Genomic DNA, 21,683 nt, shown 5'->3' on the forward strand with positions numbered 1-21,683 from the left:
CCGTACGGGCCGCGCCGAGGCTCCGCCCGTGGGGTCAGCTCAGCATGTCCTGGCCCAGCCTCAGGTAGTCCGTCGTCGACATGCCGAGCGAGCCGGGGCCGAAGCTGATCGCGTTCTTCGTGATCACGCCCGAGGCCGAGCCGCGCAGGCTGTAGAGGGAGCCGGAGGGGTGGTTCTCGCCGTCGGAGCCGACGGACAGGTCCGCCTTGCCGTCGCCGGTGAGGTCGGACAGGCGTACGGACGCGCCGAAGCGGTCGGCGGACTCGGCGGTGCCGGGGACGCCCTCCGTGTTCTGGGTGAAGGACTGGGCGCCGGTGGTGGTCAGCCCGGTGGCCGAGCCGCGCAGGACCGTGACGCTGCCGGCGATGTCCGCGGTGCCGACGTCCTCGTGGATCGTGCCGATCGCCAGGTCGCCGTAGCCGTCGCCGTTGACGTCCCCGACGGAGAGGTCGTTGCCGAACCAGTCGCCCTCCTCGTCCGCGCCGGGGACGCCGGGGGTGTCCTGGTCGATCGTCGTGCGGGGGCTGGTGCGGGCGCCGTCGGCGCTGCCGGAGTAGACGCTGACCGAGCCGCCGAGGCTCTTGGTGTCGCCGCCGAAGTCCGCCGTGACGACGTCGTCGTAGCCGTCGCCGTCGAGGTCGCCGACAGTGGCCAGCTCCCAGCCGCCGCTCTTGAGGAACGCCTGGTGGGTGAGGCCGGAGGCGGAGCCGAGGAAGACCATCGCGCCGTCCTCGTACGTCGACGCCTCGCTGCCGGTGGCGACCAGGTCGTCGGTGCCGTCGCCGTTGATGTCGCCGGCCGCGAGGCTCTGGGCACCGGCCAGGCCCGCGCCGCCGCGGAGGCCGGTGGCGAGTTCGTCGCGGGCGGTCGAGCCCGAGGTCTTGGTGAAGTTCCGGTGGACCCAGACGTCGCTGCCGTTGCTGCCGACGGCGAGGTCCGGGCGGCCGTCGCCGGAGAAGTCGCCGACCGCGAGGGACATGCCGTACTCGTCGTGGGCCGATACGGCCGGGTCGGAGACGCCCTTGCCGCCGGACAGGCCGCTCTTGCCGCCCCAGACGACGGTGACGGAGCCGCCGTCGACGTCGGAGTCGACGTCCTCGCCGACGCTGCCGATCACCAGGTCGGCGTATCCGTCGGCGTTCAGGTCGCCGGAGGCGAGGGCCTTGCCGAAGCGGTCGCCCTGCTCGGCGGTGCCGGGGATGCCGGCCGTGTCCTGGGTGAGGACGGTGCGGCGGGCGGCGCTGATGCCGTTCGCGGAGCCGTAGGTGATGACGACGGCGCCCGCGTCGGTCTTGCCGCCGACCGGGGTGTAGGGCGCGGCGGCGGCGAGGTCGCGGTAGCCGTCGCCGTTGAAGTCGTCGGCGTACTTGGCGGGCGCGGCCGAGGCGGGGGCGGTGAGGAACACGGGGGTGACCCCGGTCGCCAGCAGGGTGGCGACCAAGGCGGCCGTGGTGGATCTGCGCATACTGTGCTGTCTCCCTGGCCGGTCAGCCGATGAGGTTGGCGCCGAACGCGCCGTACGAGCGGGTCTGGCCGAGGCTGCCGGGGCCGAAGGTGCGGGCGCCGTCGGTGACGGGGCCGGTGGCGGAGCCGCGCAGGGCCGTGATGGCGCCGATGCCCTCGTCCTCGAAGCCGGCGGTGATCGTGAACTCGGCGTGGCCGTCCTTGGTGACGTCGGCCAGCAGGGTCTCGGAGCCGAAGTAGTCCGTGGCCTCGGCGGTGCCGGGCACGCCGGCGGTGTTCTGGGTGATGGTGCGGGCGCCGGTGCGCGAGACGCCCGAGGCCGAGCCGTTCATGAGGATCGTGGCGCCGGCGTCCTCGGTGGTGCCGATGTCCTCGAAGGTGACGCCGATGGCGAGGTCGCCGTGGCCGTCGCCGTTGGTGTCGCCGATGGAGACGGAGCCGCCGAAGTTGTCGCGCTCCTCGTCGGCGCCGGGGACGCCCTCGGAGTCCTGGGTGAGCTCGGCCATGGGCGCGTCGCCGTTGACCGGGCCGCCCTCCGAGCCGCGGATGACGACGACCTCGCCGCCGAGGGAGCCGCTGTGGTCGTCCTCCTTGGAGAAGACGTTGCCGATGGCGATCTCGTCGTAGCCGTCGCCGTCGATGTCGCCCAGGGCGAGGGAGGTGCCGCCGTTCAGCGGGCGGGGGACCGAGGTGTCCAGGCCGGTGGCGGTGCCGAGGTAGGCGACGCCCTTGGACCAGCTGTTCACCTCGCCCTCGTCGAGCTGGACGCGGTAGGTGAGGACCAGGTCGGACCTGCCGTCCTTGTTGGTGTCACCCGCCTCCATGGCGTCGACGCTGTACGCCGTCTCGGGCGTGGCGATCCGCTGGACGGGGCCGGTGGCGCCGGTGGTGGTGAAGCCGCCGCGGATGACGTACGTGTCGGCGTAGGCGCCCGCGGCCAGGTCCGCCTTGCCGTCGCCGTCGAAGTCGCCGGCGGTCAGCAGCTTGCCCCAGTTGTCGTGCGCGGAGACCGCCGGGTCCTTCACGGTGGTGCCGTTCTTCAGGCCGCTCGCCGAGCCCCACAGGACGGTGACGGAGCCGCCGTCGGCATCGGTGCCGACGTCCTCGCCGGTGGAGCCGACCGCGAGGTCGGTGTAGCCGTCGCCGTTGAGGTCGGCCATGGCGAGGGCGTCGCCGAAGGTGTCCTCGGCCTCCGCCTCGCCGGGCACGCCCGCGGTGTTCTGGCTGACGACGGTGCGCTTCGCCGGGTCGAGGCCGCCCGCGCCGCCGTAGACGACGGCGACGTAGCCGGCCATGCCCTTGCCGTCGACCTTGGCGTACGGGGCAGCGAGGGCGATGTCGCCGTAGCCGTCGCCGTTGAAGTCGGCGGTCGGGCCGGTGGCGGGGGCGGCGGTGGCCGCCGTCGCGGGCAGGGCGGTGAGCAGGCCGGTGGTCAGGGCCGTGGCCAGGAGGAGGGTGCGTCTACGCATGTGTCGAGTCCCCGTAGTCGGTGGTCAGGAGCCGATGGTCAGGAGTTGAGGGTCAGGAGCCGATGGTCAGGGGTTGAGGGCCGTGCCGTACGCCGGTGCGCCGGCCGTCGAGACGCCCGTCGTGCCCGGGCCGAAGCTCGTCGAGCCGGTGGCCGTGAGGCCGGTCGTGGTGCCGCGCAGGGACCAGACCGCGCCGTCGCCGTTCTCGCCCGGCGCGGAGACGGACAGGTCGGCGCGGCGGTCGCCGGTGTGGTCGGTGAGCGTGACGCGCTCGCCGAAACGGTCGCCCTTCTCGGAGCCGCCGGGCACGCCCGCGGTGTTCTGGGTGTACGACGTCGCGCCCTTGGTGGTCAGGCCGGACGCCGAGCCGTACAGCACGGTGACGGCACCGGCGGCGGAGTTCTCGCCCGCGGTGCCGATCGCCAGGTCGGCGTACCCGTCGCCGTTGATGTCGCCGAGCGAGACGCCGCTGCCGAAGCGGTCGCCCTTCTCCGAGGCGCCGGGCACACCGGCGGTGTCCTGGGTGAGGACGAGCGGGGCGCGGCCCTTGTCCCGGCCGTCCGGTCCGCCGTAGACGACCGTGACCTTGCCGCCGAGGGCGCCGGCCGGGTCGGCGGAGACCTCGCGGTCGTTGCCGACGGCGATGTCGGCGTGGCCGTCCTTGTCGATGTCCGCCACGGCGGAGACGTAGCCGGCGGGCAGTTCCTGCAGCCAGTCGTTGTAGTTGCCGATCTCCATGTCGGCCAGGGCGGTGGCGGCGTCGTCGGTGCCCTTCGCGCGGCTGTGCAGGATCGCCTGGGGGTGGCCGTTGCCGGTGACGTTGCCCGCGGACACGTGGGTGATGCCGTACGAGGTGGACCAGGCGTCGTGGCGTGAGCCCAGACCGCCGTCGTGCGCGACGGACTTGGTGATCGGCCCGGAGACGAGGGAGAGGGTGACCGGGCCGGTGGAGCCGGCCGCCACGTCCAGGACGCCGTCGGCGTCGAAGTCGCCCGCGGCGAGGGTCTGGCCGTAGCGGTCGGCGTCGCGGCTGAAGAAGTTGATCAGCGAACGGGCGCCGGACAGGCCGGACTTGGAGCCCCAGACGATGGTGACGGTGCCGTCGTTGGTGTCGTAGCCGTCCTCGCCCGGCGTGCCGATCAGCAGGTCGGCGTAGCCGTCGGTGTCGAGGTCCGCCGAGGCGAGGGCGGAGCCGAAGGCGTCGTCCGCCTCGGCGGCACCCGGCATCCCGGCGGTGTCCTGGGTGAGGAGCGTGCGCGTGGAGGTCTTCGGCCCGCTCGTGCTGCCGTAGACGACGGACACGGCGCCCGCCTTCGCCTTCCCGGCGACCGTGGCGCCCGGGGCGCCGATCGCCAGGTCCTTGCGGCCGTCGCCGTTGAAGTCGTACGGGGCGGCGGCGGTGGCGGCGTGGGCGGTGGGTGCCGTGAGGGCGGCGGCGAGGGGGGTGAGGGCCGCCAGGAGGAGAGCGGCGCTGCGCAGACGCATGGGTTTCCTTGCCGGATGCGGAAGCTGGCGGGATGTCACTGGGCGATGGCCCAGGCGAAGTTGGCCTCGCCCTTGAGGGTCGCGTCGCGGGCCGAGAGGAACGTGGACCCGGTGGTGGTCAGGCCGGAGCCGGAGCCGCGCAGGACGGTGACCGCGCCGTAGCCGTTCTCGTAGCCGGCGCCGCTGACCAGGTCGGCCTTGCCGTTCCTGTCGAGGTCGACCAGACGCACCGTCATGCCGAAGGCGTCCATCTTCTCGTTGCTGCCGGGGACGCCGGCGGTGTCCTGGGACCAGGACTTGGCGCCCTTGCCGCTCAGGCCGGAGGCCGAGCCGAACAGGAGGGTCACCGAGCCGGCGTCCTCGACCGTGCCGATGTCCTCGGCCCAGGCGCCGACCGCGATGTCGGCGTAGCCGTCGCCGTTGACGTCCCCCGCGCTGATCGCCGAACCGAAGAGATCGCCGTGCTCACCGGCGCCGGGCACGCCCGTGGTGTCCTGGTGGATCACGGTCGGCTTCTGCGCCGGGTCGGGGCCGGTGGGGCCGCCGTACCAGACGGTGATCTGGCCGCCCTTGTGGCCGCCCGGCTTCTCCGCACGCGGGTCCTGGTAATCACCGAGGACGAGGTCGCCGTAGCCGTCGCCGTTGACGTCGGCGATGGTGCCCCCCTCGCCGTCGGCCTGCGGCAGGTAGGTGCGGGCGTACTTGGTGCCGGTCCAGCGGTGGTAGCTGATCTCGCCGCCCTCGTCGCCGGTGACGAGGAACGGGTACACGCGCTCGGCCGCGCCGTCGCCGCTCATGTCACCCGCGAACACCTCGTACGTCGACCCGAACTCGCTGAGGCCGGTGTGGCTGGCGGGGCCGGTCGTACGGCTGAAGGGGCCCTTGTAGAGGCGGGTGTGGCTCTGGCCGGTGATCGTCACGTCCGTCGCGCCGTCACCGTCGAAGTCGCCGGTCGCGACGCCGGAGGAGAAGCCGCCGCCTTCCGAGAGGGTGGACGGCTGGGGCAGGCCCTTGCCGCCGGACAGGCCGTTCTTGCCGCCCCAGATGACGGTGGCCGAGCCGACGCCGTCCCGGTCGCCGATGGCCTCGTACTGGGCGCCGACGACCAGGTCGGAGTAGCCGTCCTTGTCCAGGTCGGCGGCGGCGAGGCTGTTGCCGAAGCGGTCGCCGTACTCGGCGGCGCCCGGGACGCCCGCGGAGTTCTGCGTGATCACGGTCTTCTTCCCCGCCGAGACGCCGGACGACGAGCCGTACAGCACGACGACGGCACCGGCGTTCTGCACCGAGCCGACGTCGGCACTCATGGCGCCGATGGCCACGTCCCGGTATCCGTCGCCGTTGAAGTCACCGGCGAGGCCGGAGGGAGCGGCGGCGGCTGTGCCGACGGGCAGGGCGGTGGTGAGGAGGCCTGTGGTGAGGCCGGCGGCCAGGAGGAGAGTGCGGGTGCGCAAGGCGGGGCTCCGGGTGGGGAGGGGTGGAGTGGGGTGGGGCCGGGCTGAGAGCAGGGCCGTTCCTGGTGTGGAGGAGGGCGGGGGCGCGGGGCGCGCGGGAGGTCAGGCGGGGTGGACGGGGTGGACGGGGTGGACGGGGGCGTGAGGCGTCGCGATCGTCCGGGAAGGGGGCGTCACCCTGCCGGTCGTGGCCGTGGCCGTGGCCGTGGCGGTGGCGGTGGCCGTGGGCGTGGCCGTAGCCGTGGGCGTGGCCGTGCCGGCGGTCGCGGGCCTGAGCACCCCGCCCGTCGGCGCGGCTGCCGGGGTGGCGAGGGCCGTCGCGAGGGCGAGGCGCGGCTGCGGACGCCTCTGCGGGCGTCGTCGCCGGTGCTGGTCCTGGTCCTGGTCCATGCGGGAGTCTCCTGCGGCACGCGGGATGCCTGGCGGGCATCCACCGTCGATGAAGTGCCGGGACCGTCCGTGTTCGCCGGGAGTTGTACGGGCGTTCACGGGTGGTCGGCGATCAGGAGACCTGTGTGGGGACGTAAGGGTTGTACGTGAGTTCGGTTAATTCTTGAGGGTTGGACTTCCGAGGCGGAGGCGCCGTGTCATCCGGCCCGCACCGGCCGGTACCGCACGTCCACCGCGGCCTTGCGGTCCTCCCCGACGAGCAGCTCCAGCGGCACGGGCGCGCCCCCGGGGTTGTCGAACAGCCGGATCCCGTCGCCGAGCAGCACGGGCGCGATGTGCAGGTCGATCTCGTCGAGCAGCCCGCGCTCGAGGAGTTGGCGGCCGATGCTCGGCGAGAAGACCTCCACGTTCTTGCCACCGGCGGCCTCCAGGGCGATGCGCAGCGCCTCGGCGACATCGCAGCTCAGGAACGTCACGTCGGGCGTCGGCTTGGCGTCCTCCGGGTGGTGCGTGAGCACGAACACGGGGCCCTGCCAGGCGCCGCCGTAGATCCCGGTGGGATCGGGGTACGCGTCCCACCCGGCCCGGCCGCCGAGCACTGCGCCGGTCGTCTCCGCGTACTCCTGGACGAGGCCGGGGCGGAAGGTCACGCCCGTCATCCAGTCCATCGTGTGGTCCGGGCCCGCGACGAATCCGTCGAGGGACATCGTGAAGTGCCAGAGCACCTTGCCCGCGGCGGTCTGCGGTTCCATGTCGGCCGGCCTCCCCTGGACGGTCACGGCTGCTTACGGACCCGGTAGCGCAGGTGCAGCACCCGGTCGCCCTGGATCACCGTGTGCGGGTCCTCCAGCAGATGCTGGGCGTCGACCGACCCGAAGTAGCGCTTGCCCGAGCCGAAGACGACCGGTACGACGTCCATCGCCACCTCGTCGACCAGCCCGAGGGCGAACGCCTGCCCGCCGACGTCACCCGCCGCCACACCGACGTCACGGTCCTCCCCGGTCAGCTCCTTCGCCTTGGCGACCGCCTCCTCCACCCCGTCGACGAAGTGGAACGGCGCGTCCGGGTGCCAGCCCTGGGGCCGGGGCCGATGCGACACGACCACCAGGTGCTCGCCCGCCGGCGGCGTCCCCTCCCACCCGTTGGTCATGTCGAACACGTGCCGCCCGACCACCAGCGTCCCGATCCGCGCCAGCGTCGGCTTCAGATAGTCGGCCGAGACCTTGGAGACCCTGGCGTATTCGTTCAGCGGGGTGTCGCCGTTGCCGTACCAGTCGAAGAGCGGCCCGACCTGGTCGTCCGCGTCGGCGATGAAGCCGTCCACGGACACGACGTTGTGCATGATCACGCTGCTCATCGCATCTCCCACGCGTCCGGGGGCCGGGGCGGCCCTTCCGTATGCGTAGACCGGGAGGGCGCCGGAAACTCATCGCGGGGCACGGTGCTTCCGCCACGCGTGGCTACGGCGCCGAGGTGCTCCTTCCTCGGCCCGGCGGCGCGTGCGAGAGGGCCGCGGGCCCTCCCGGCGAAGTATCGGGACGACGGCTCACGCGGAAGGCGGGACGTGAGGGAAGCGCCGGTGGTGCTGGTAACCCAGCCACACGGCGGCCGCGGCCCAGGCGATCACGACGGGCAGGTCGGCCTTGTCGCCCAGGCACTGGCTTCTGTCCCGGCACCCCTCGCCCAGATCGAGGAGCCCTCCGTCGACTGCCGCGTTGACGGCGAGCTGGATCAGCCACGAGACGCCGCTCGCCACCTGGAGGCCGGCGACGGCGCCGAAAGCCCAGGCACTGGTCTTCGCGTCGAACGGCGTCTGTGCGGACAGCGGCCGGTAGTAGGCCAGCAGGATGAGCCCACAGACGAGGCCGACGACCCCGTTCAGCAGGTCGTACTCACCGGGGTCCATGACCAGCACGAAGACGGTGGTGAAGGTGGTCGCGGTGAGCGCGCCCTGATCGACGCCCCGCGTTGTCGTCGTCACGAAGGGAGACGGTAGGGGCTCGGTGACGTGCTTGCCCGGGCAACGGCGCAACTTCACCGATGTGGGCGTCGGTTGGGTCCCGGGCTGGTTGCCGGGCCGTGGGATCGGAAATCGACAACGTGGCGCGGGCCGAGCTTGTCCCGAGGGGCCAGGACCCGCAGCACCGGAATCAGGCCTTGGCCAGAGACCTGGCGTCGATCCCGTCCCTCCCTCCTTCCGCATGAGGGCTGTTCCGGCGGACCGCCGACCCTCACACTCACTTACGTGGGGGACAGCGGACTATGGATTGCAGGGATCACCGGCGCCACGGCAGTAGTCGCGAGCTGGGTCACGAGTCGGGGACATACGCGGGCCGCACGAATCCAGGCCGAGGTATCAGCGGCAGCACAAGACGAGACACGTCGGCGAGAAGCCCGGCGCGTGTCGTACCTCGCCTTCCTCGAGCAGGCTCACCTCATGGGTGTCGAGTACCGTCAGACTCCGCACATCCTGAGCACTGAAGATCATGAGGAGCGCCGGGCACGCCTCGAAGAGCACCGAGCACGCCTACGTGAGGTTTTCGGACCCTTCCGGCACAGCTGTCAGGTCGCCGCCGTGGATGCCCGGAGCAGCGCGGCCAGGGCGAATTGTGATCGCGTCTTTGCCGCGTCGAGGATGGTCTACATGGCGCTGGGCGACATCGCTGAGGGTGTCTCGGATACCTCGGTGTTCTATGTGGCTCTCGATCACTACTGGAGCGCCGTGACCGAGCTTGGTGAAGCCATGCGCCTCGAAGAGCCGTAAAGCAACGAGACCAGGACCTGCATGCCGACTGCCGCCAGACCCGCGACGTCCCCCTGGCCTTCGCCTTCGGCGTCCTGCTCCAGCGCCGCTGCGGATGCCCGTGCCACTCCGCACGGCAGCAGTCGTAAAACGCCGACGCCCCCTGCTCGATGACTCGGGACAGGGGGCGTCGAACAGTACGGCGGAGAATCGCCCGGGCCCGTGAGACCCGTGAGAGACGCGCACTCACACGTTCAGCAGCTTCTCCGAAGGCGCGCGATGCCGCCCCTTCGGCAGGGACGTCTTCGCCGTCAGCCCCCGCGACTGCCACGCGTTGTCGCGGAGCTTGAACAGGGCCCAGTAGCGCGTCGGGCACAGCAGCACGATGTTCATGAACACCGCCGTCGGGGTGCCGACGAGCCAGGAGCGCCACCGCTGACCCGCGGTCATGTCCGGCCGCATGAGGACGTACAGCCCGGACTGGCCGTACCGGACCACCAGGTACACGGCGAGATACACCAGGGCCACGCCCGGGTTGTGATACCGGCCGCCCAGGGTCAGCAGCGTCATCACCACGGTCCAGGCCAGCATCACCGGGGTGATGACGAGCTGGAGCAGCCCGAAGGTCGGCGATATGAGCTGCTTCGGCGACAGCCGCGCGAACACGAACGGCAGCATCCACCACCACGAACGGGCCCAGCGCAGACGCTGACGGTAGGTCTTCCGCAACGTCGTCGGCATGTCGGTGACCACCCCGGCCTCGTTGACGGCCACGACCTCACCGCGCATGAGTGCCCGCAGCGCCAGCCAGCGGTCGTCGCCGGTGCCGCACTCCACCTCGTAGGCGTCCAGGTGGTCGTAGAGCAGCTCGGCCCGGTAGAGAGCCAGGGCGCCCGAGGTCGTCTCCAGGGCTCCGAGCATGGAGCGCGAGGAGCGCATCATCACGCACGAGGTGCCGATGTCGATGTCCGCGGCCCGGGAGACCCAGGTCTCCTCGAAGTTGCGGACGTAGATCATGCCGGTGGTGGCCTGGATCCGCGGGTTGCTCATGGCCCGCAGCTGCTGTTCGAGCGCGTCCGGGAAGGGCTCGCCGTCCGAGTCGATGGTGAGCACGTACTCGAAGTGCCTGCCCTGCTCCTGAAGGTGCCGGAGCACGGTGACCTGGGCCCCGCGCTTGCCCTTGTTCTCCTGCCGGTGCCAGAACACCCGGGGGTGGTCGAAGGGTTCCACCGGGTGCTGCCGCGAGCCGTCGTCGATGACGTGGATCTCGTCGACGGGGTGGGTCTGCGCCAGCAGGGACCGCACCGTGCGGTGCAGGTTCTCCGTGGGCTCCTCGAAGGCCGGGATGATCGCCACCGTCCGGCCCGGTGCCACCGGGAGGTGGGTGAAGGACCGGCCCTTCAGGAACGAGACCAGGCAGAGCACGATGACCAGCATGCCCAGCCACCAGTAGAACGTCAGGACCGGGCTCTTCGACTGGAGGTGCACCACCACGGTGGCAGCGGCCAGAGCCGCCACCACCACGGCGGTCACCGCGGTGAATCTGCCCCGTGACGCGCGGATGTGCGAGGTGCTCAAGCGGTCACTCGCTTGCCGCGGGTGGCCGTGCGGAACACCACCACACCGCCGATCACGAAGAGCATGGCCCCCAGCACGATCCACCCCAGAGCCGTCCCGCCCGTGGCCGCGAGGGCGGCTCCGCCGGTGGCGGTACCGATCGCCGCGCCCACACCGTTCTGTCCGTACATGTCTTTCTCTCTTTCCTCTGTGGTCTTCCGGGTGGCTCTGGTCAGAGCCGTTCGATGTGGGGTGCGGCGGCCATGACGCCACGGGTGTCGAGGACGTAGGGGGCCTCGGCGGCGAGTCGCGCGAGGTCGAACTCGCCGTGCGGGGTGAGCAGGACGACGGCGTCGTAGTCGGAGAGACGCGCGCCGCCGTCCGCCGCGGTGAAGGGAATCTCCCGGCAACCCCCGTCCGCCACCGGCAGATAGGGGTCCACGACGGTGACGTCCGCGCCCATCGCCCGCAGCCGGTCGGTGACCTCGACGGCCGGCGACTGTCGGGCGTCCGACGTGCCCGGCTTGTACGCCGCCCCCAGCGCGAGGATCCGCGCCCCGCTCACGCTCCTGCGGAAGCGGCGGCTCAGGGAGTCCTGGAGTCGGCGTACGACGTAGTCGGGCTGGGACTCGTTGATGTCCTGGGCCAGTTCGATGAGCCGGAAGGTCTGGCCGTGCCGGGCCTTGACGTGGTGGCTGAGGTAGACCGGGTCGATGGGCAGGCAGTGTCCGCCCACGCCGGGGCCGGGCAGGAACTTGGTGAAGCCGAAGGGCTTGGTCGCCGCCAGCTCCAGGGTGTGCCACACATCCACACCCAGCGTGTGGGCCATCCGCGAAAGCTCGTTGACCAGCGCGATGTTGACGTGCCGATAGGTGTTCTCGAACACCTTGGCCAGCTCGGCCTCCTCCAGCCCGGAGGCCGGCACGGTGACGTCGGTGACCGAGTCGTAGAAGGCCTTCACCTGCCGCAGACAGTCGTCCGTCAGCCCGGCGACGATCTTCGGCGTGTTCTCCAGCCTCCAGTCCGGATTGCCCGGGTCGATGCGCTCGGGGCTGAACCCGACGTGGAAGTCGCGCCCGGCGACGAGGCCGGAGCCCTCCTCCAGCAGAGGTATGAGCACGTCACGCGTGGTGCCGGGATGGGTCGTCGACTCGAGTACGACGGTGGCGCCCGGCTCGATCCACTGCGCGAGCACCCGACCGGCGTCCCGTACGCAACTCAGGTCCGGGGCCCGGTCGGTCAGCGGCGTGGGCACGGTGATGACCGCGACGTCGAACCCCTTGAGGTCCTGCGGGTCCGAGCTGGCGGTGTAGCCGCCCGACGCGAGCACCGCCTGAAGCCGGTCGGACCCGATGTCCTCGACGTACGACGACCCGGCGGCCAGCGCTCCGCAACGCCGCTCGTCGGGCTCGTACCCGGTGACGGTATGTCCGGCCTCGGCGGCCCTCACGGCCAGGGGCAGGCCGACATAGCCCTGCCCCAGCACACATATGTGCATGGTGGTTTCCTCACCCCTGAAGTACGGCCGCCTGTTCCTGAAGCAGGCGGCCGTGGCGTGGTACTGCGTGAGAAGCGGTGTGGGAACGGCACCATCACCGCATCGCCGGCTTGTCCGGGCCCCCTTGCCCGCACGTGCGCGAAGCGCAACCAACGATCTTCACAAATCCCCCTCATCTGTGGACCTTCATGGTTCAACAAAAATTCGCTAGGCGGAACCCCCTTTACTGATTCGATATCTGTGAAGTGTGCCGGGGGTGCCGGTCATTGAGGGGTGATGCATGGTCAAGTGGCTCTTCGCCGGACCTGTTGTTGCTGGCGCAATGAGGTGCGACAAGTGGCTGGGGCTACTGGAGGCGGAGAGGGGATCTTCACATTTCCCGGACGGTGTGAGTGCAGGGAGCGGCGTCCGCTCGGATGCACTCGCGAATTTCGCGCGCCCCCTGGTGCGCCCCCACTCCACATCTCCGCACCGTCGCCGGTTACCCAGGGTTCGCCCAGGCGGAAGCGATGGGGGCGCGGCCGGCGCCGACAGGCCTCACTCTGTGCACGCATCGATGGTGCGATCGATGTCCCAGCGCCTGGTTCATGGCGGTCCCGTCGCTTCGAGACCGGGCTGCGGGGTGGCGCGTGGAGCGGCTTCACCGCGATCCCTCGCGCCTTCGTTCAAGCCCCGCCGGTGGAGGAGCAGGGGTTGGGCCGAGTCCGGGTCGCGGGGAGGGGGCGTCAGCGTGCCGTTCGGTGTGCCGTGTTCTCCTGCCACTCCCGGCCGATCGATCGCATCAGGGCCGGGTACACCCCCAGGTACCGGAAAGGCTTGATGCCGAGCATGTACAGGGCGCCGAGGCGGCCGTTGGGCTTCACCAGGACGGCCATCTGGCCGCGGTAGCCGCCGTTCCCGTCGGAGACCCAGCCGATGTGCATCACCCCGTGCATGGTCCTGTTGGCGTACTCGGCGGCCCACTCGTCGTGTGTCTGGAAGACCGATGTGAAGGGCGCCGCGCTGAGGTCGGGCCCCCGCGGCCCCTCGCGCAGGTCGTCCGGCAGCCGGTCGCGCAGCGTCGCCACCCTGCCGCCGACGCCCGAGTCCGGCTTGTCCCAGCCGAGCAGCGCGCCGAGCTTCCAGCGCACGGCGAAGAGGAAACGGCCCACGGGGTTGCCGCCGTCCGGACCGTCCTTGCCGTCCGCCATCTGCCGGACCAGATGGTGCAGGTCGTCCGGGCCGCCCGGCGTCGGCAGCGCCCACACATCCTCGAGCCGGAAGTCGCCGGCGATCTCATGGATCCGCCAGGGGCGGGACGTGTGGTCCGTCGAGGGGAGGCGCAGATCGCTCATGGCGGATCCTTGTCTATACGGTGGCGTATAGATCGAGCATAGACCCATCTATACGGCTCCGTATACTGGCCCGGGACAGGTGAGGGGGAGACACGGTATGGGCGCGATCCGTACGCCGCGGGACAAGTGGATCGAGGAGGGGCTGCGGGCGCTCGCCGCCGGCGGCCCCGAGGCTGTCCGGGTCGAGGTCCTCGCCCAAGCCCTCGGCGTCAGCAAGGGCGGCTTCTACGGCTACTTCCGTAACCGCGCCGCCCTGCTGGAGGAGATGCTCGACACCTGGGAGCGCGGGGTCACCGAGGACGTCATCGAGCGGATCGAACGCGACGGGGGCGACGCCCGCGAGCGGCTCGGGCGTCTCTTCGACTTCGTGGGGTCGGGCGAGACGCATGTGACCAGCGCCGGGGTCGAACTCGCGATCCGCGACTGGGCCCGGCGCGACGAAGCTGTGGCGCGTTGCCTCCGCCGGGCCGACAACCGGCGCATGGACTATCTGCGTGAGCTCTTCGGGGCCTTCTGTCCCGACGAGGGCGATGTCGAGGCCCGCTGTCTGATCACCTTCTCACTGCGCATCGGCGACCACCTGATCGCAGCCGACAACGGCCCGCGCAGCCGCACGGAGGTCCTCGCCGCGGTCAGGAACCGGCTGTTGGGCTGAGCGGACTTGGTCGAGAAGTGCCAGGTCACAGTGTGTGTGGTTCCGGAGCATCCACCCTGAGACCGAGCGAGGCCTCCTGCTGCGGGCGGACGCCCGGGGCGCGCCCCGTTTGGGAAGCTGTCGATCATGACGACCGCCATACCGCCGGGTCCCGACGGCCTCCCCTATCACCGCCTGGGCCACCTCACGGGCCGTCATCGCTGGTGGCGGCCCCTGGTCGGCACTCTGCTGTTCTTCGGCGCCTATCTCGTACTCGTCCTCCTGCTGGTCGCCGTCTCCTACGTCTTCGGCGCGTTGGCCGGCACCCCCGATCTCCCCGACGGCGGACCGGACTTGGGGCCGCTCGGCAACACGGCGATGGAGCTGACCTCCATCGCGGTCGCCCTGCCGCTGGTTCTGCTGGCCGTGTTGTGGCCCGGGCGGCGGCCGGTCGGCACCGTGTCGTCGGTCGCCGGACGGCTGCGGTGGCGCTGGCTGGGGTGGTGTCTGCTGGCCGCGGTGCTCCCCGTGGCCGTGCTGACGGGGACCGCGTTCCTCCTGCACGAGGGCGAGGGCGGCTCCGGTGAGCCCGAGGTGTGGGTGGGCTGGGGGTCGTTCCTCACCTCCCTGGGCGTGCTGGCCGTCTTCGTCCCGGTGCAGGCCGCGGCCGAGGAGTACGTCTTCCGGGGCTGGCTGACGCAGGCGGTCGGCGCCTTCGTCCGTACTCCCTGGTTCGCGGTGCTCCCGCAGGCCGTGCTGTTCGCCGCCGCCCATGGCTGGGGCACCACGTGGGGCTTCATCGGCCTGCTGGTCTTCGGTGTGGTGGCGGGCTGGCTGACCATCCGTACCGGTGGCCTGGAGGCAGCCGTCGCGCTGCATGTCCTGAACAACCTGGTGGCCTTCGGCACCCTCGCCGCGGTCGTCGACGGGCTGAACTCCGACGAGACAGCGGCCGACTCGCCCTGGCCACTCGCCCTCGCGGACGTGGCGACGACCCTGCTGTACGCGGCACTCGTACTGTGGCTCGCCCGACGCCACCAGCCGCAGCGCCTGGCCCCGCCGGTGCCCGAGCCCGCTCCGCATCCGCCGTACGCCTCGTACCCGCCCTACCCGCCGTACGCCTCGTACCCGCCGCCGTACGGCATGCCGTACGGGGCCCAGCCCGGCCCCGCCTTCGGCGCCCCGGGCGGTGTCACGCCGCCGGATGCCCGCACCGCGCCTCATGAAGATTCCCGCACCGCACCTCATGAGGATGTCCCGCCCGCGGCAGGGCCGTAGCCTCGAGGCCAGGTCGCCGGGGCGGGACCAGGTTCTGTCCTACGGCGCGGGGTCGTACGTCACGCTGGTGTCGGGGCAGGACTGCGCGAGCCGGGTGAGTGCCTCGAACTCGACGGCGTCGGCGCTGAGTCCCCAGCGGAGCTTGGTCCCGACCCACTCCGAGATGTACCGGCACGTGACGCCGGCGGCGGGCGGCAGCCACTCGGCGGGATCCTTGTCGGCCTTGCTGCGGTTGGAGGCCGCGGTGACGGCGATGAGGGAGGTCAGCGCGCCGAGGTCGTTGGCGTACGCCTCACGCCGCTGGGCGGTCCACTGCGACGCCCCGGAATCCCACGCCTCGGCGAGCGGCACCATGTGGTCGATGTCCAGGGAGCCGGCCTCGGTCACCCATCGGGCGTCGTAGTACGACCACCAGCGCCCTCCGGAGAGCCTGCACCCGGCGAGGACCTCGGGCGGGTCGACCGCCTCGGCGATGAGCACCTCCGCGCGCGTGTTGCAGCCGTCGGTGGGGTTCTGGCCCGCGTTCCAGTGCCGGAAGCTCGTGCGCTGGTAGCCCTCCCGCACCTCATCCGCGAGGGGGAGGACGCCGACCGCGTTCGCCATCGGGAGCGTGCGCGGTTCGGCGGCCCGGCCGTGCGCCTGGGCCGGGGTGGGTGCCAGAAGAACAAGGACGACGAGTGCGGCCGCGAGTGCGGCCCGGCTGAGGTTTTTGATCACGCATCGCAGAATCGATTGCGCGTACTTCGTTCGAGGGGTCCGACTCGAACGAATGAGCCATATGGATGCGTGGGTTCACCGGGCGGGTGTTCTATGAGTCACCCGATGGAGGGCTGCGCCGCGCTCGGCCGGCACGGTCTGCCTCGGGCCGGGCACCGGTTGTGGGTCAGGGGCTGCCGACCGCGTGGAAGTCGAGGTTGGTGACGCTGTGGTGCCAGGCCAGGGCCACGAGGACGAGGAGCGCACCGTACAGAATGGCGGGGACGGCGACCCAGGCCGAGAGGTGCGGAGCGGCTTTGACCAGCATCAGAACGATGTAGAGCACGTCGATGAGACCGACGCCCAGGTAGGCGATGAAGGTCGCGGCGCGCTGCCGGCGGGCGGCCGTGTGCGGGTTGGAGGCCCGTTCGCTGGCGGTGACGCCGAGGACGGCGCGGTCCAAGTGGGGACCGCTCGGAGGTTCCACCGCGTCCAGGAGCGCCTTCTCCAGGGTGAGGATGGAGCGGGCCCGGACGGCGGCCAGATTGACCATCTGGGCCTGGAAGGCCAGGACGCATATCAGGGGGAACGGCAGCAGGCTGATGGCCCAGCCCAGCAGATCGAGTTTGTCGTAGAAGGCGATCGTGCCCACGAGGTAGGTGACGGCGGCACCCATGGTGGCGAGGCTGACGGTGAGGGTGCTGGAGCGGTCGGCCCGGTCGGACTGGTAGATGGCGGTGAGCACGTGCAGGCGGTCGGACAACGAGGCTCCTTCGGCGCTCGGCGGCTCCTCGGCACGGGCGCTTCACGGCGTCGGTGACGCGCCCCTCAGCCGCTCCAGGGCGGACAGCATCGCGGACTCGCCCTCATCGAGGGCGCCTCGGCGTCCCAGGAGCCGCTCGGTCTCGTCGAAGCGGTCGGCCGCGTCGCGATAGCCGAGGGCGCGCAGGGAGGCCACGCGATCGGGCGAGAAGTTCAGCAGACCGGTCACCGGCCCGAGCGGGCCCGGCGGGACGACCGGGAGGCTCGGCCGGATGTCGACGCGTACGAGGCCGGTCGCAGCGCCCGGCGCCACCCGGGCGTCGGGATGCAGGTGCAGGACGACGAGGATGTCGCAGTGCTCTTCCGAGGCGAACGCGCGCACGGGGGTGCGGTCACCGCGGCCCAGGCCGCCGTCGAGGTAGGCGCATCCGTCGATCACCCGGGTCGGGAAGACGAACGGGAGCGCGGCGCTGGCCAGGACCGCCTCGCGGACCTGCGGTGCGGCCAGGTCATTGAGCCGGATGATGGTGGCCCGGGCACCGCCCATCCACCGTCCGACCTCCCTCAGGTGCCGCAGCCGCCGGGGCACGGCATGGTGGCCCGTCAGGGGATAGGCGGTGACCCACAGGGGCAGACCGGCACGGATGCGTTCGGCGTCCACAGCCTCGTCGATCAGTTCTTCGAGCAGGGCGGTCCGCTGCTTGAGAGCCCGCAGGCGCGGGCCCAGACGCCGTACTTGGCGTGCCGTGCTCTCCATGGCGACTCCGGCCTCGTCCAGCGGCAGCCCTCGGGCCTCGGACGGCGCGACTCCCATGCGGACGGAGAAGCGTTCCCAGAAGGTGGCCAGCCGTTCGACGCCCTGGAAGAAGGACTCCCCGCTGGCCAGCACGGCGCCGTTGAGGGCACCGATGCTGGTGCCGGCGATCGCTGACACGCGGGCGCCCCGCTCCGCCATGTAGTCCAGAACTCCGAGTTCGTAGGCGCCCTTCGCGCCGCCGCCGGCCAGCACCAGCCCGATGCGCACGGAGGTGTGCGGGGTGTCCGGCACCCGGGATCGGCCGACCGGACCGGGGGACGGGTCCTGGTGCGAGGTCCCCGGGCCCGGGTGCGCGGTCACCGGGCGCCGGGCCACCTCCAGCGCCCTTCGTCCCAGTTCGGTGAAGTCCGCCGAGCCGCTCATGAGGTGCTCCTCGCCTTCTGGAGCCGGGAGCGGCGCGCGGCCGCCTCCGCGAACTGCTCTCCGACCAGTTGCCGCAGCAGTTCCTCCGCGGTCAGGCTGGCGGCGACGTAGCGGGTGCCGTTGCGGACCGCGCCGCGCAGCGCCGTTCTCGCCACGGCGTCGGGGTCCGCGCCCCGCACCGTGGTCGCCGCCGCTGTGCTGAGTGCGGTGCTCAGCGGCCCGCGCGCACCGGTCAGCTCCTCCCGCAGCCCTTCTCCCAGCAGTTCGGCCAGCATGGCCCGGTGGTCGTCGCCGGGTAACCGGCGGGTGGCCTCGGCCAGCAGGCCGGTCACGGATCTGACGCCGTCGAACCACGGTGTCGGCGGGTCCTGAAGCATGCGGTCGACCAGCTCCTGCTCGACCTGGGCGCCGCGTTCGGTGTCGGAGAACTCTCCGGCGGGGCCGGCGGCGACCTCCCGGGCCAGGAGTACGGCTCCGAAGAGGCGGCCCAGTCCAGGATCGGGGCGGGGGTGGCGCCAGCGTCGAACCGCGTCGTCGATGGCGAGCCTGCTCTCGACCTTGCGCAGCCGCTCGTCGTGCTCGGCCAGCCCACGCCCGGTCTGTTCGGCGAGTTCCGCCAGCACGAGGGCGAGCTCGCGGATATCGCCCTCGGCCCATCGCAGGCGGCTGTCGAGTTCCTTCACGTCCTCGCGGACCCGGGCCACCTCGTCGGTGACCTCGGCGACGACCAGGTCGGTGACCGCGAGCCGTGCGGTGAGGCTGGACAGCCAGGCCAGGGTGTCGCGTTGAGCGCCGACCAGGGCGCCGGTGACGGCGAGGTCCTGTCTGCGCCGGCGCCCGGTGACCTGGCCCAGCAGTCTGGCGAAGAACCCCTGGCGCACCGTGGCCCGCACGAGGTCGTCCGCGGTGTGCAGATCGTTGAGCAGTTCGAGCAGCAGCCGGTCGTCCACCAGCGGGACGCCTCGGGCGACTTCGCGCGGGTTCAACGGCCGGTTCACGGGCGGCCCGTCGAGGTCACGAAGACGATCGGCCGGCTGAGGCTCTGGGGCCGGTCGCCGCCCACGACGTACGCGGGAGCGATCAGGAACTCCGGTTGGGCGTCGTCGGCCTGCTGCTCTTCCCAGGGCTGGTAGTGGTCCGCCGGCAGGGCCGTCAGGTCGACGGCGAAGTCGAGTTCGGCGCTGAGGGCAAGACCCGCCACGCCCTCGCGCAGTTCCGCCGCCCTCCGGAACACGGCGGCGAACTGCCCCCGGACCTGCGTTCCTTCGGTCGCCAGGCCGAACGCGCGCAGCCGGTCGACGATCTCTTCCTGAGTGCTGGACATCGGCTGGTCGAGCGGCTGGAACAGGAGCGCGACGAGGTGCGCGACGGCCTGGGCACGACGCCGCGCCAGCTCCGTGCGTCCTTCGTCCCCGACCTTGGGGCACAGCAGGCGTCCCAGGTCGCGCAGGGCCTGCGTCACCAGCGTCCGGTACGTCTGGGCGAGTTCGAGGTGCCGGCGATGGACGTCGGAGGTGGCGCGGCCCGCGTCGATCGCGTCGCGCACTCCCTGGTCGCGCAGGGCGTCCAGAAGCAAGTCGACGTTGCGTGCCACCGCGTCGAGCCGCTTGCCGAGGCTGTCCACGCTGCGCTGCAGGGCTTCCGTCCTTGCTTCCGTCCGCGTGGTAAGGGTCGCGGACTGCCGCTTGATGTCCTCGGCGACCTGCTCGCGCAGCCACAGGCACCAGGCAGCGGTGTCGCGCTTGTTCCTTTCCTTCCTGCCCGCTCCCCACCCGCGCGTGTTGTCCGATTCCATGAACTCGTCGTGCTCTTGGTCTTCGGAGTCGAAGCCGTATGTGCTCCGGTCCATGAATCACCCACCTGCCTTGCCGTGCCGTCCGTACAGTTCCGTGAACGTGATCGTGGCCTTGCGGCGCGCGCCACTGACCCGGTCGCGGGTCTCCACGGCGATCTCCGAGCCGCCGAACGCGTAGTAGATGTCGAGCCTGCGTCTGGACGACGGCAGGTTCACGGAGCCGGACACATCCGCGGTGACCGTCCCCACACGTTCACAGCCCTCCTCATCGGTGAACTGCGGGTCGTCGCTGAAGGTCGCGAGCAAAGGGATGTTGAGGATGCGGGCGTCGCGTTCCGTCACCCCGAGGTTGGCCTCGACGACCCGGTCGACGGTGACCAGGTCGCCGCGCCGCACCATGACGCCGAATCGCCCTTTGCACATCACGTCCCCTTCATCGTCGGTGAAGCGCTTGTCCACGGGGTCCACCCCGTCACGGAAGGGCATGGCACAGCCGAAGCCGTAGGTGTACTTCGAGCGGCGTCCCCAGATGACGGACGGGTCGTAGGCGAAGTGCACGGCCCCGCCGAGGACGGCGACCGCGGGATCCTGCGGGATCACCACCTTGATCTCGCCGCCGAACCGGTGGGCGATCCGGTCCCGCAGATAGGTGGAGCGGGCGAATCCGCCGACGACGAGGATCTGTTCCACGCCCTTGACGGGGCCGCCGTCGAGGACGGTCCGGCACTGCCGTTCGATCGTGTCCAGAACCGGCTCGACCACCGAGTCGTGGAGTGCGGTGACCTCCTGTGGAGTCAGGACGAGGTGATAGGGGTCGTCGAAGGCCAGCTCCGTGAGCCGATCCCTGGTGGACTCCGTGAGCGCCTCCCAGAGTCGGCCGGGTACTTCGATGTCGCAGGAACTGGTGAGGGTCGGTGTGCCGTCGGGATCCGTCTCGGAGTGCAGGCCGAGCTTCTGCTCCTCCCAGCGGTCCTCCAGCATGGCGATCTCCCGCGGGTGGGAGACCGTCAGTTCCTTCAACTGCTCGACGCCGAAGCGGTCGGCGAGCACCTGCTCGACGAAGTGCTGGTTGATGTAGGCCGATCCCAGCGGGCCGCCGTCGGCGATGCCGATCTCGGCCAGCCGGTTGGAACCGACGCCTTCCGGGCGGATCTGGTAGCTGGTGATGTCGACGGTGCCGCCACCGCAGTCGACCACCATGAAGCGGCTGCCGGCCGTCGCGACGTCGAGACGGCCTTCGGGCCGCGTCGGTCCGAGCAGGGTGCCGGGGGTGAGCGCGCAGTAGACGGCCGCGGCCTCCGGCTCGCTGACGAGCAGCAGCCGTTCCGCGTCGGCGGGCATGCCGGCCTGTGCCGCGGCGTCACGCATCGCCCGTTTCTCGGAGTCCGTCCAGATCGCGGGTACCGTGATGCACCAGCGGATGTCTTTCTCCGTGAATCCGATACCGCGGTAGCTGGTCGCCTCTATCTCCTTTAGGGCTGTCCGGTACAGCTTGCCGAGACAGTCCGCGATCAACCTCCGTACCGTCTGGCGGTCGGCCCCGGCAAGGCTGCCGAGGAAGCGCGGTACGTCGACCCGCGGGGCGTCGGACCGCAACGCCATCTTGAACCTGGTGGCGTATCCGAGACGGCTCGGATTTCCCCGGCTGAGTTCGGTCTGCCAGCGTTTGCGGGCCTCGAATCCGAACTCCACGGCCGTTCCGTACTGATCCACCAGGACGGCCGTCAGATCCTTCGGATAGGAACTGCTGCCACCGTGGGGCACGAAGTCCTGATAGACGATGTAGCGGTTGTTGATCACGTTCTGCAGATTCGAAACAGTCGCCCAGGCGAATCCGGAGCCATGTGTTCCGAAGTCGATGGCTGCGACGACCTTGGGCACGAACGCGCCGACGGACGGTGAATGGCTCAACCCAGCCCTCCCCCTCAGACCGGATGCGGGCAGGGG

At 71.1% G+C, this 21,683-nt stretch carries 21 protein-coding genes; 3 read left to right on the forward strand and 18 right to left on the reverse strand.

Annotation, left to right across the window (positions count from 1 at the left end; genetic code table 11):
- Window positions 1–34: 34 nt before the first annotated feature.
- From ACIBK5_RS39045 to ACIBK5_RS39080, 8 genes are all read right to left on the reverse strand, one after another.
- Entirely contained in the window at window positions 35–1,465 is a 1,431-nt protein-coding gene (locus ACIBK5_RS39045; protein WP_399027486.1) for an FG-GAP-like repeat-containing protein, read from the reverse strand.
- A 22-nt stretch (window positions 1,466–1,487) separates the two neighbouring features.
- Complete coding sequence (locus tag ACIBK5_RS39050; protein WP_399027488.1) at window positions 1,488–2,933, reverse strand: FG-GAP-like repeat-containing protein; 1,446 nt, start codon at window positions 2,931–2,933, stop codon at window positions 1,488–1,490.
- A 66-nt stretch (window positions 2,934–2,999) separates the two neighbouring features.
- A complete protein-coding gene (locus ACIBK5_RS39055; RefSeq protein ID WP_399027490.1) occupies window positions 3,000–4,418 on the reverse strand; it encodes a hypothetical protein in 1,419 nt (472 codons plus the stop codon).
- Between the two features lie 35 nt (window positions 4,419–4,453).
- The gene (locus ACIBK5_RS39060) at window positions 4,454–5,869 is read right to left on the reverse strand and encodes an FG-GAP-like repeat-containing protein (RefSeq protein WP_399027492.1); all 1,416 of its coding nucleotides are present in this window, start codon (window positions 5,867–5,869) and stop codon (window positions 4,454–4,456) included.
- A gap of 102 nt (window positions 5,870–5,971) precedes the next feature.
- Window positions 5,972–6,259, reverse strand: a complete 288-nt coding sequence (locus tag ACIBK5_RS39065) for a hypothetical protein (RefSeq protein WP_399027494.1) — start codon at window positions 6,257–6,259, stop codon at window positions 5,972–5,974.
- 197 nt (window positions 6,260–6,456) lie between these two features.
- Window positions 6,457–7,011 (reverse strand): dihydrofolate reductase family protein, encoded by a 555-nt coding sequence (locus tag ACIBK5_RS39070; protein ID WP_399027496.1) that lies wholly within the window; start codon window positions 7,009–7,011, stop codon window positions 6,457–6,459.
- Window positions 7,012–7,034: 23 nt separating this feature from the next.
- Window positions 7,035–7,616 (reverse strand): dihydrofolate reductase family protein, encoded by a 582-nt coding sequence (locus tag ACIBK5_RS39075; RefSeq protein WP_399027497.1) that lies wholly within the window; start codon window positions 7,614–7,616, stop codon window positions 7,035–7,037.
- Between the two features lie 189 nt (window positions 7,617–7,805).
- On the reverse strand, window positions 7,806–8,240 hold the full coding sequence (locus tag ACIBK5_RS39080; protein ID WP_399027499.1) for a hypothetical protein: 435 nt from the start codon (window positions 8,238–8,240) through the stop codon (window positions 7,806–7,808).
- A 420-nt stretch (window positions 8,241–8,660) separates the two neighbouring features.
- Between ACIBK5_RS39080 and ACIBK5_RS39085 the strand changes: the two genes are divergently transcribed.
- A complete protein-coding gene (locus tag ACIBK5_RS39085) occupies window positions 8,661–9,023 on the forward strand; it encodes a hypothetical protein (protein ID WP_399027501.1) in 363 nt (120 codons plus the stop codon).
- 225 nt (window positions 9,024–9,248) lie between these two features.
- On the opposite strand, the gene ACIBK5_RS39090 is transcribed toward ACIBK5_RS39085, so the two are convergent.
- From ACIBK5_RS39090 to ACIBK5_RS39105, 4 genes are all read right to left on the reverse strand, one after another.
- The gene (locus tag ACIBK5_RS39090; protein ID WP_399027503.1) at window positions 9,249–10,535 is read right to left on the reverse strand and encodes a glycosyltransferase; all 1,287 of its coding nucleotides are present in this window, start codon (window positions 10,533–10,535) and stop codon (window positions 9,249–9,251) included.
- A 41-nt stretch (window positions 10,536–10,576) separates the two neighbouring features.
- Window positions 10,577–10,750 (reverse strand): hypothetical protein, encoded by a 174-nt coding sequence (locus ACIBK5_RS39095; protein WP_382585462.1) that lies wholly within the window; start codon window positions 10,748–10,750, stop codon window positions 10,577–10,579.
- Window positions 10,751–10,791: 41 nt separating this feature from the next.
- On the reverse strand, window positions 10,792–12,057 hold the full coding sequence (locus ACIBK5_RS39100; protein WP_399027506.1) for a nucleotide sugar dehydrogenase: 1,266 nt from the start codon (window positions 12,055–12,057) through the stop codon (window positions 10,792–10,794).
- 725 nt (window positions 12,058–12,782) lie between these two features.
- Window positions 12,783–13,391 carry a DUF2867 domain-containing protein gene (locus ACIBK5_RS39105; protein ID WP_399027508.1) on the reverse strand — a complete coding sequence of 203 codons (609 nt, stop codon included), beginning with the start codon at window positions 13,389–13,391 and terminating at the stop codon, window positions 12,783–12,785.
- A 97-nt stretch (window positions 13,392–13,488) separates the two neighbouring features.
- Here ACIBK5_RS39105 and ACIBK5_RS39110 point away from each other — a divergent pair, with 97 nt between their 5' ends.
- Both ACIBK5_RS39110 and ACIBK5_RS39115 read left to right on the forward strand, forming a co-directional pair.
- A complete protein-coding gene (locus tag ACIBK5_RS39110; protein WP_399027510.1) occupies window positions 13,489–14,046 on the forward strand; it encodes a TetR/AcrR family transcriptional regulator in 558 nt (185 codons plus the stop codon).
- A gap of 126 nt (window positions 14,047–14,172) precedes the next feature.
- Window positions 14,173–15,303: a lysostaphin resistance A-like protein gene (locus tag ACIBK5_RS39115; RefSeq protein WP_399027512.1), complete on the forward strand. Its 1,131-nt coding sequence runs from the start codon at window positions 14,173–14,175 to the stop codon at window positions 15,301–15,303.
- A 39-nt stretch (window positions 15,304–15,342) separates the two neighbouring features.
- Here ACIBK5_RS39115 and ACIBK5_RS39120 read toward each other — a convergent pair whose 3' ends face one another.
- From ACIBK5_RS39120 to ACIBK5_RS39145, 6 genes are all read right to left on the reverse strand, one after another.
- Complete coding sequence (locus ACIBK5_RS39120; protein WP_399027514.1) at window positions 15,343–16,020, reverse strand: HNH endonuclease family protein; 678 nt, start codon at window positions 16,018–16,020, stop codon at window positions 15,343–15,345.
- A 166-nt stretch (window positions 16,021–16,186) separates the two neighbouring features.
- Complete coding sequence (locus tag ACIBK5_RS39125; RefSeq protein WP_399027516.1) at window positions 16,187–16,762, reverse strand: hypothetical protein; 576 nt, start codon at window positions 16,760–16,762, stop codon at window positions 16,187–16,189.
- Window positions 16,763–16,804: 42 nt separating this feature from the next.
- The gene (locus tag ACIBK5_RS39130) at window positions 16,805–17,941 is read right to left on the reverse strand and encodes a patatin-like phospholipase family protein (RefSeq protein ID WP_399027518.1); all 1,137 of its coding nucleotides are present in this window, start codon (window positions 17,939–17,941) and stop codon (window positions 16,805–16,807) included.
- Window positions 17,938–18,939, reverse strand: a complete 1,002-nt coding sequence (locus ACIBK5_RS39135; protein ID WP_399027520.1) for a hypothetical protein — start codon at window positions 18,937–18,939, stop codon at window positions 17,938–17,940. The genes ACIBK5_RS39130 and ACIBK5_RS39135 overlap by 4 nt, the downstream gene beginning before the upstream one ends.
- Window positions 18,936–19,790 carry a hypothetical protein gene (locus ACIBK5_RS39140; RefSeq protein WP_399027521.1) on the reverse strand — a complete coding sequence of 285 codons (855 nt, stop codon included), beginning with the start codon at window positions 19,788–19,790 and terminating at the stop codon, window positions 18,936–18,938. The genes ACIBK5_RS39135 and ACIBK5_RS39140 overlap by 4 nt, the downstream gene beginning before the upstream one ends.
- Window positions 19,791–19,793: 3 nt before the next feature.
- Window positions 19,794–21,647 (reverse strand): Hsp70 family protein, encoded by a 1,854-nt coding sequence (locus tag ACIBK5_RS39145; protein WP_399027523.1) that lies wholly within the window; start codon window positions 21,645–21,647, stop codon window positions 19,794–19,796.
- Window positions 21,648–21,683: the final 36 nt, after the last annotated feature.

Source organism: Streptomyces sp. NPDC050546 (assembly GCF_044457425.1).
Lineage (GTDB): Bacteria > Actinomycetota > Actinomycetes > Streptomycetales > Streptomycetaceae > Streptomyces.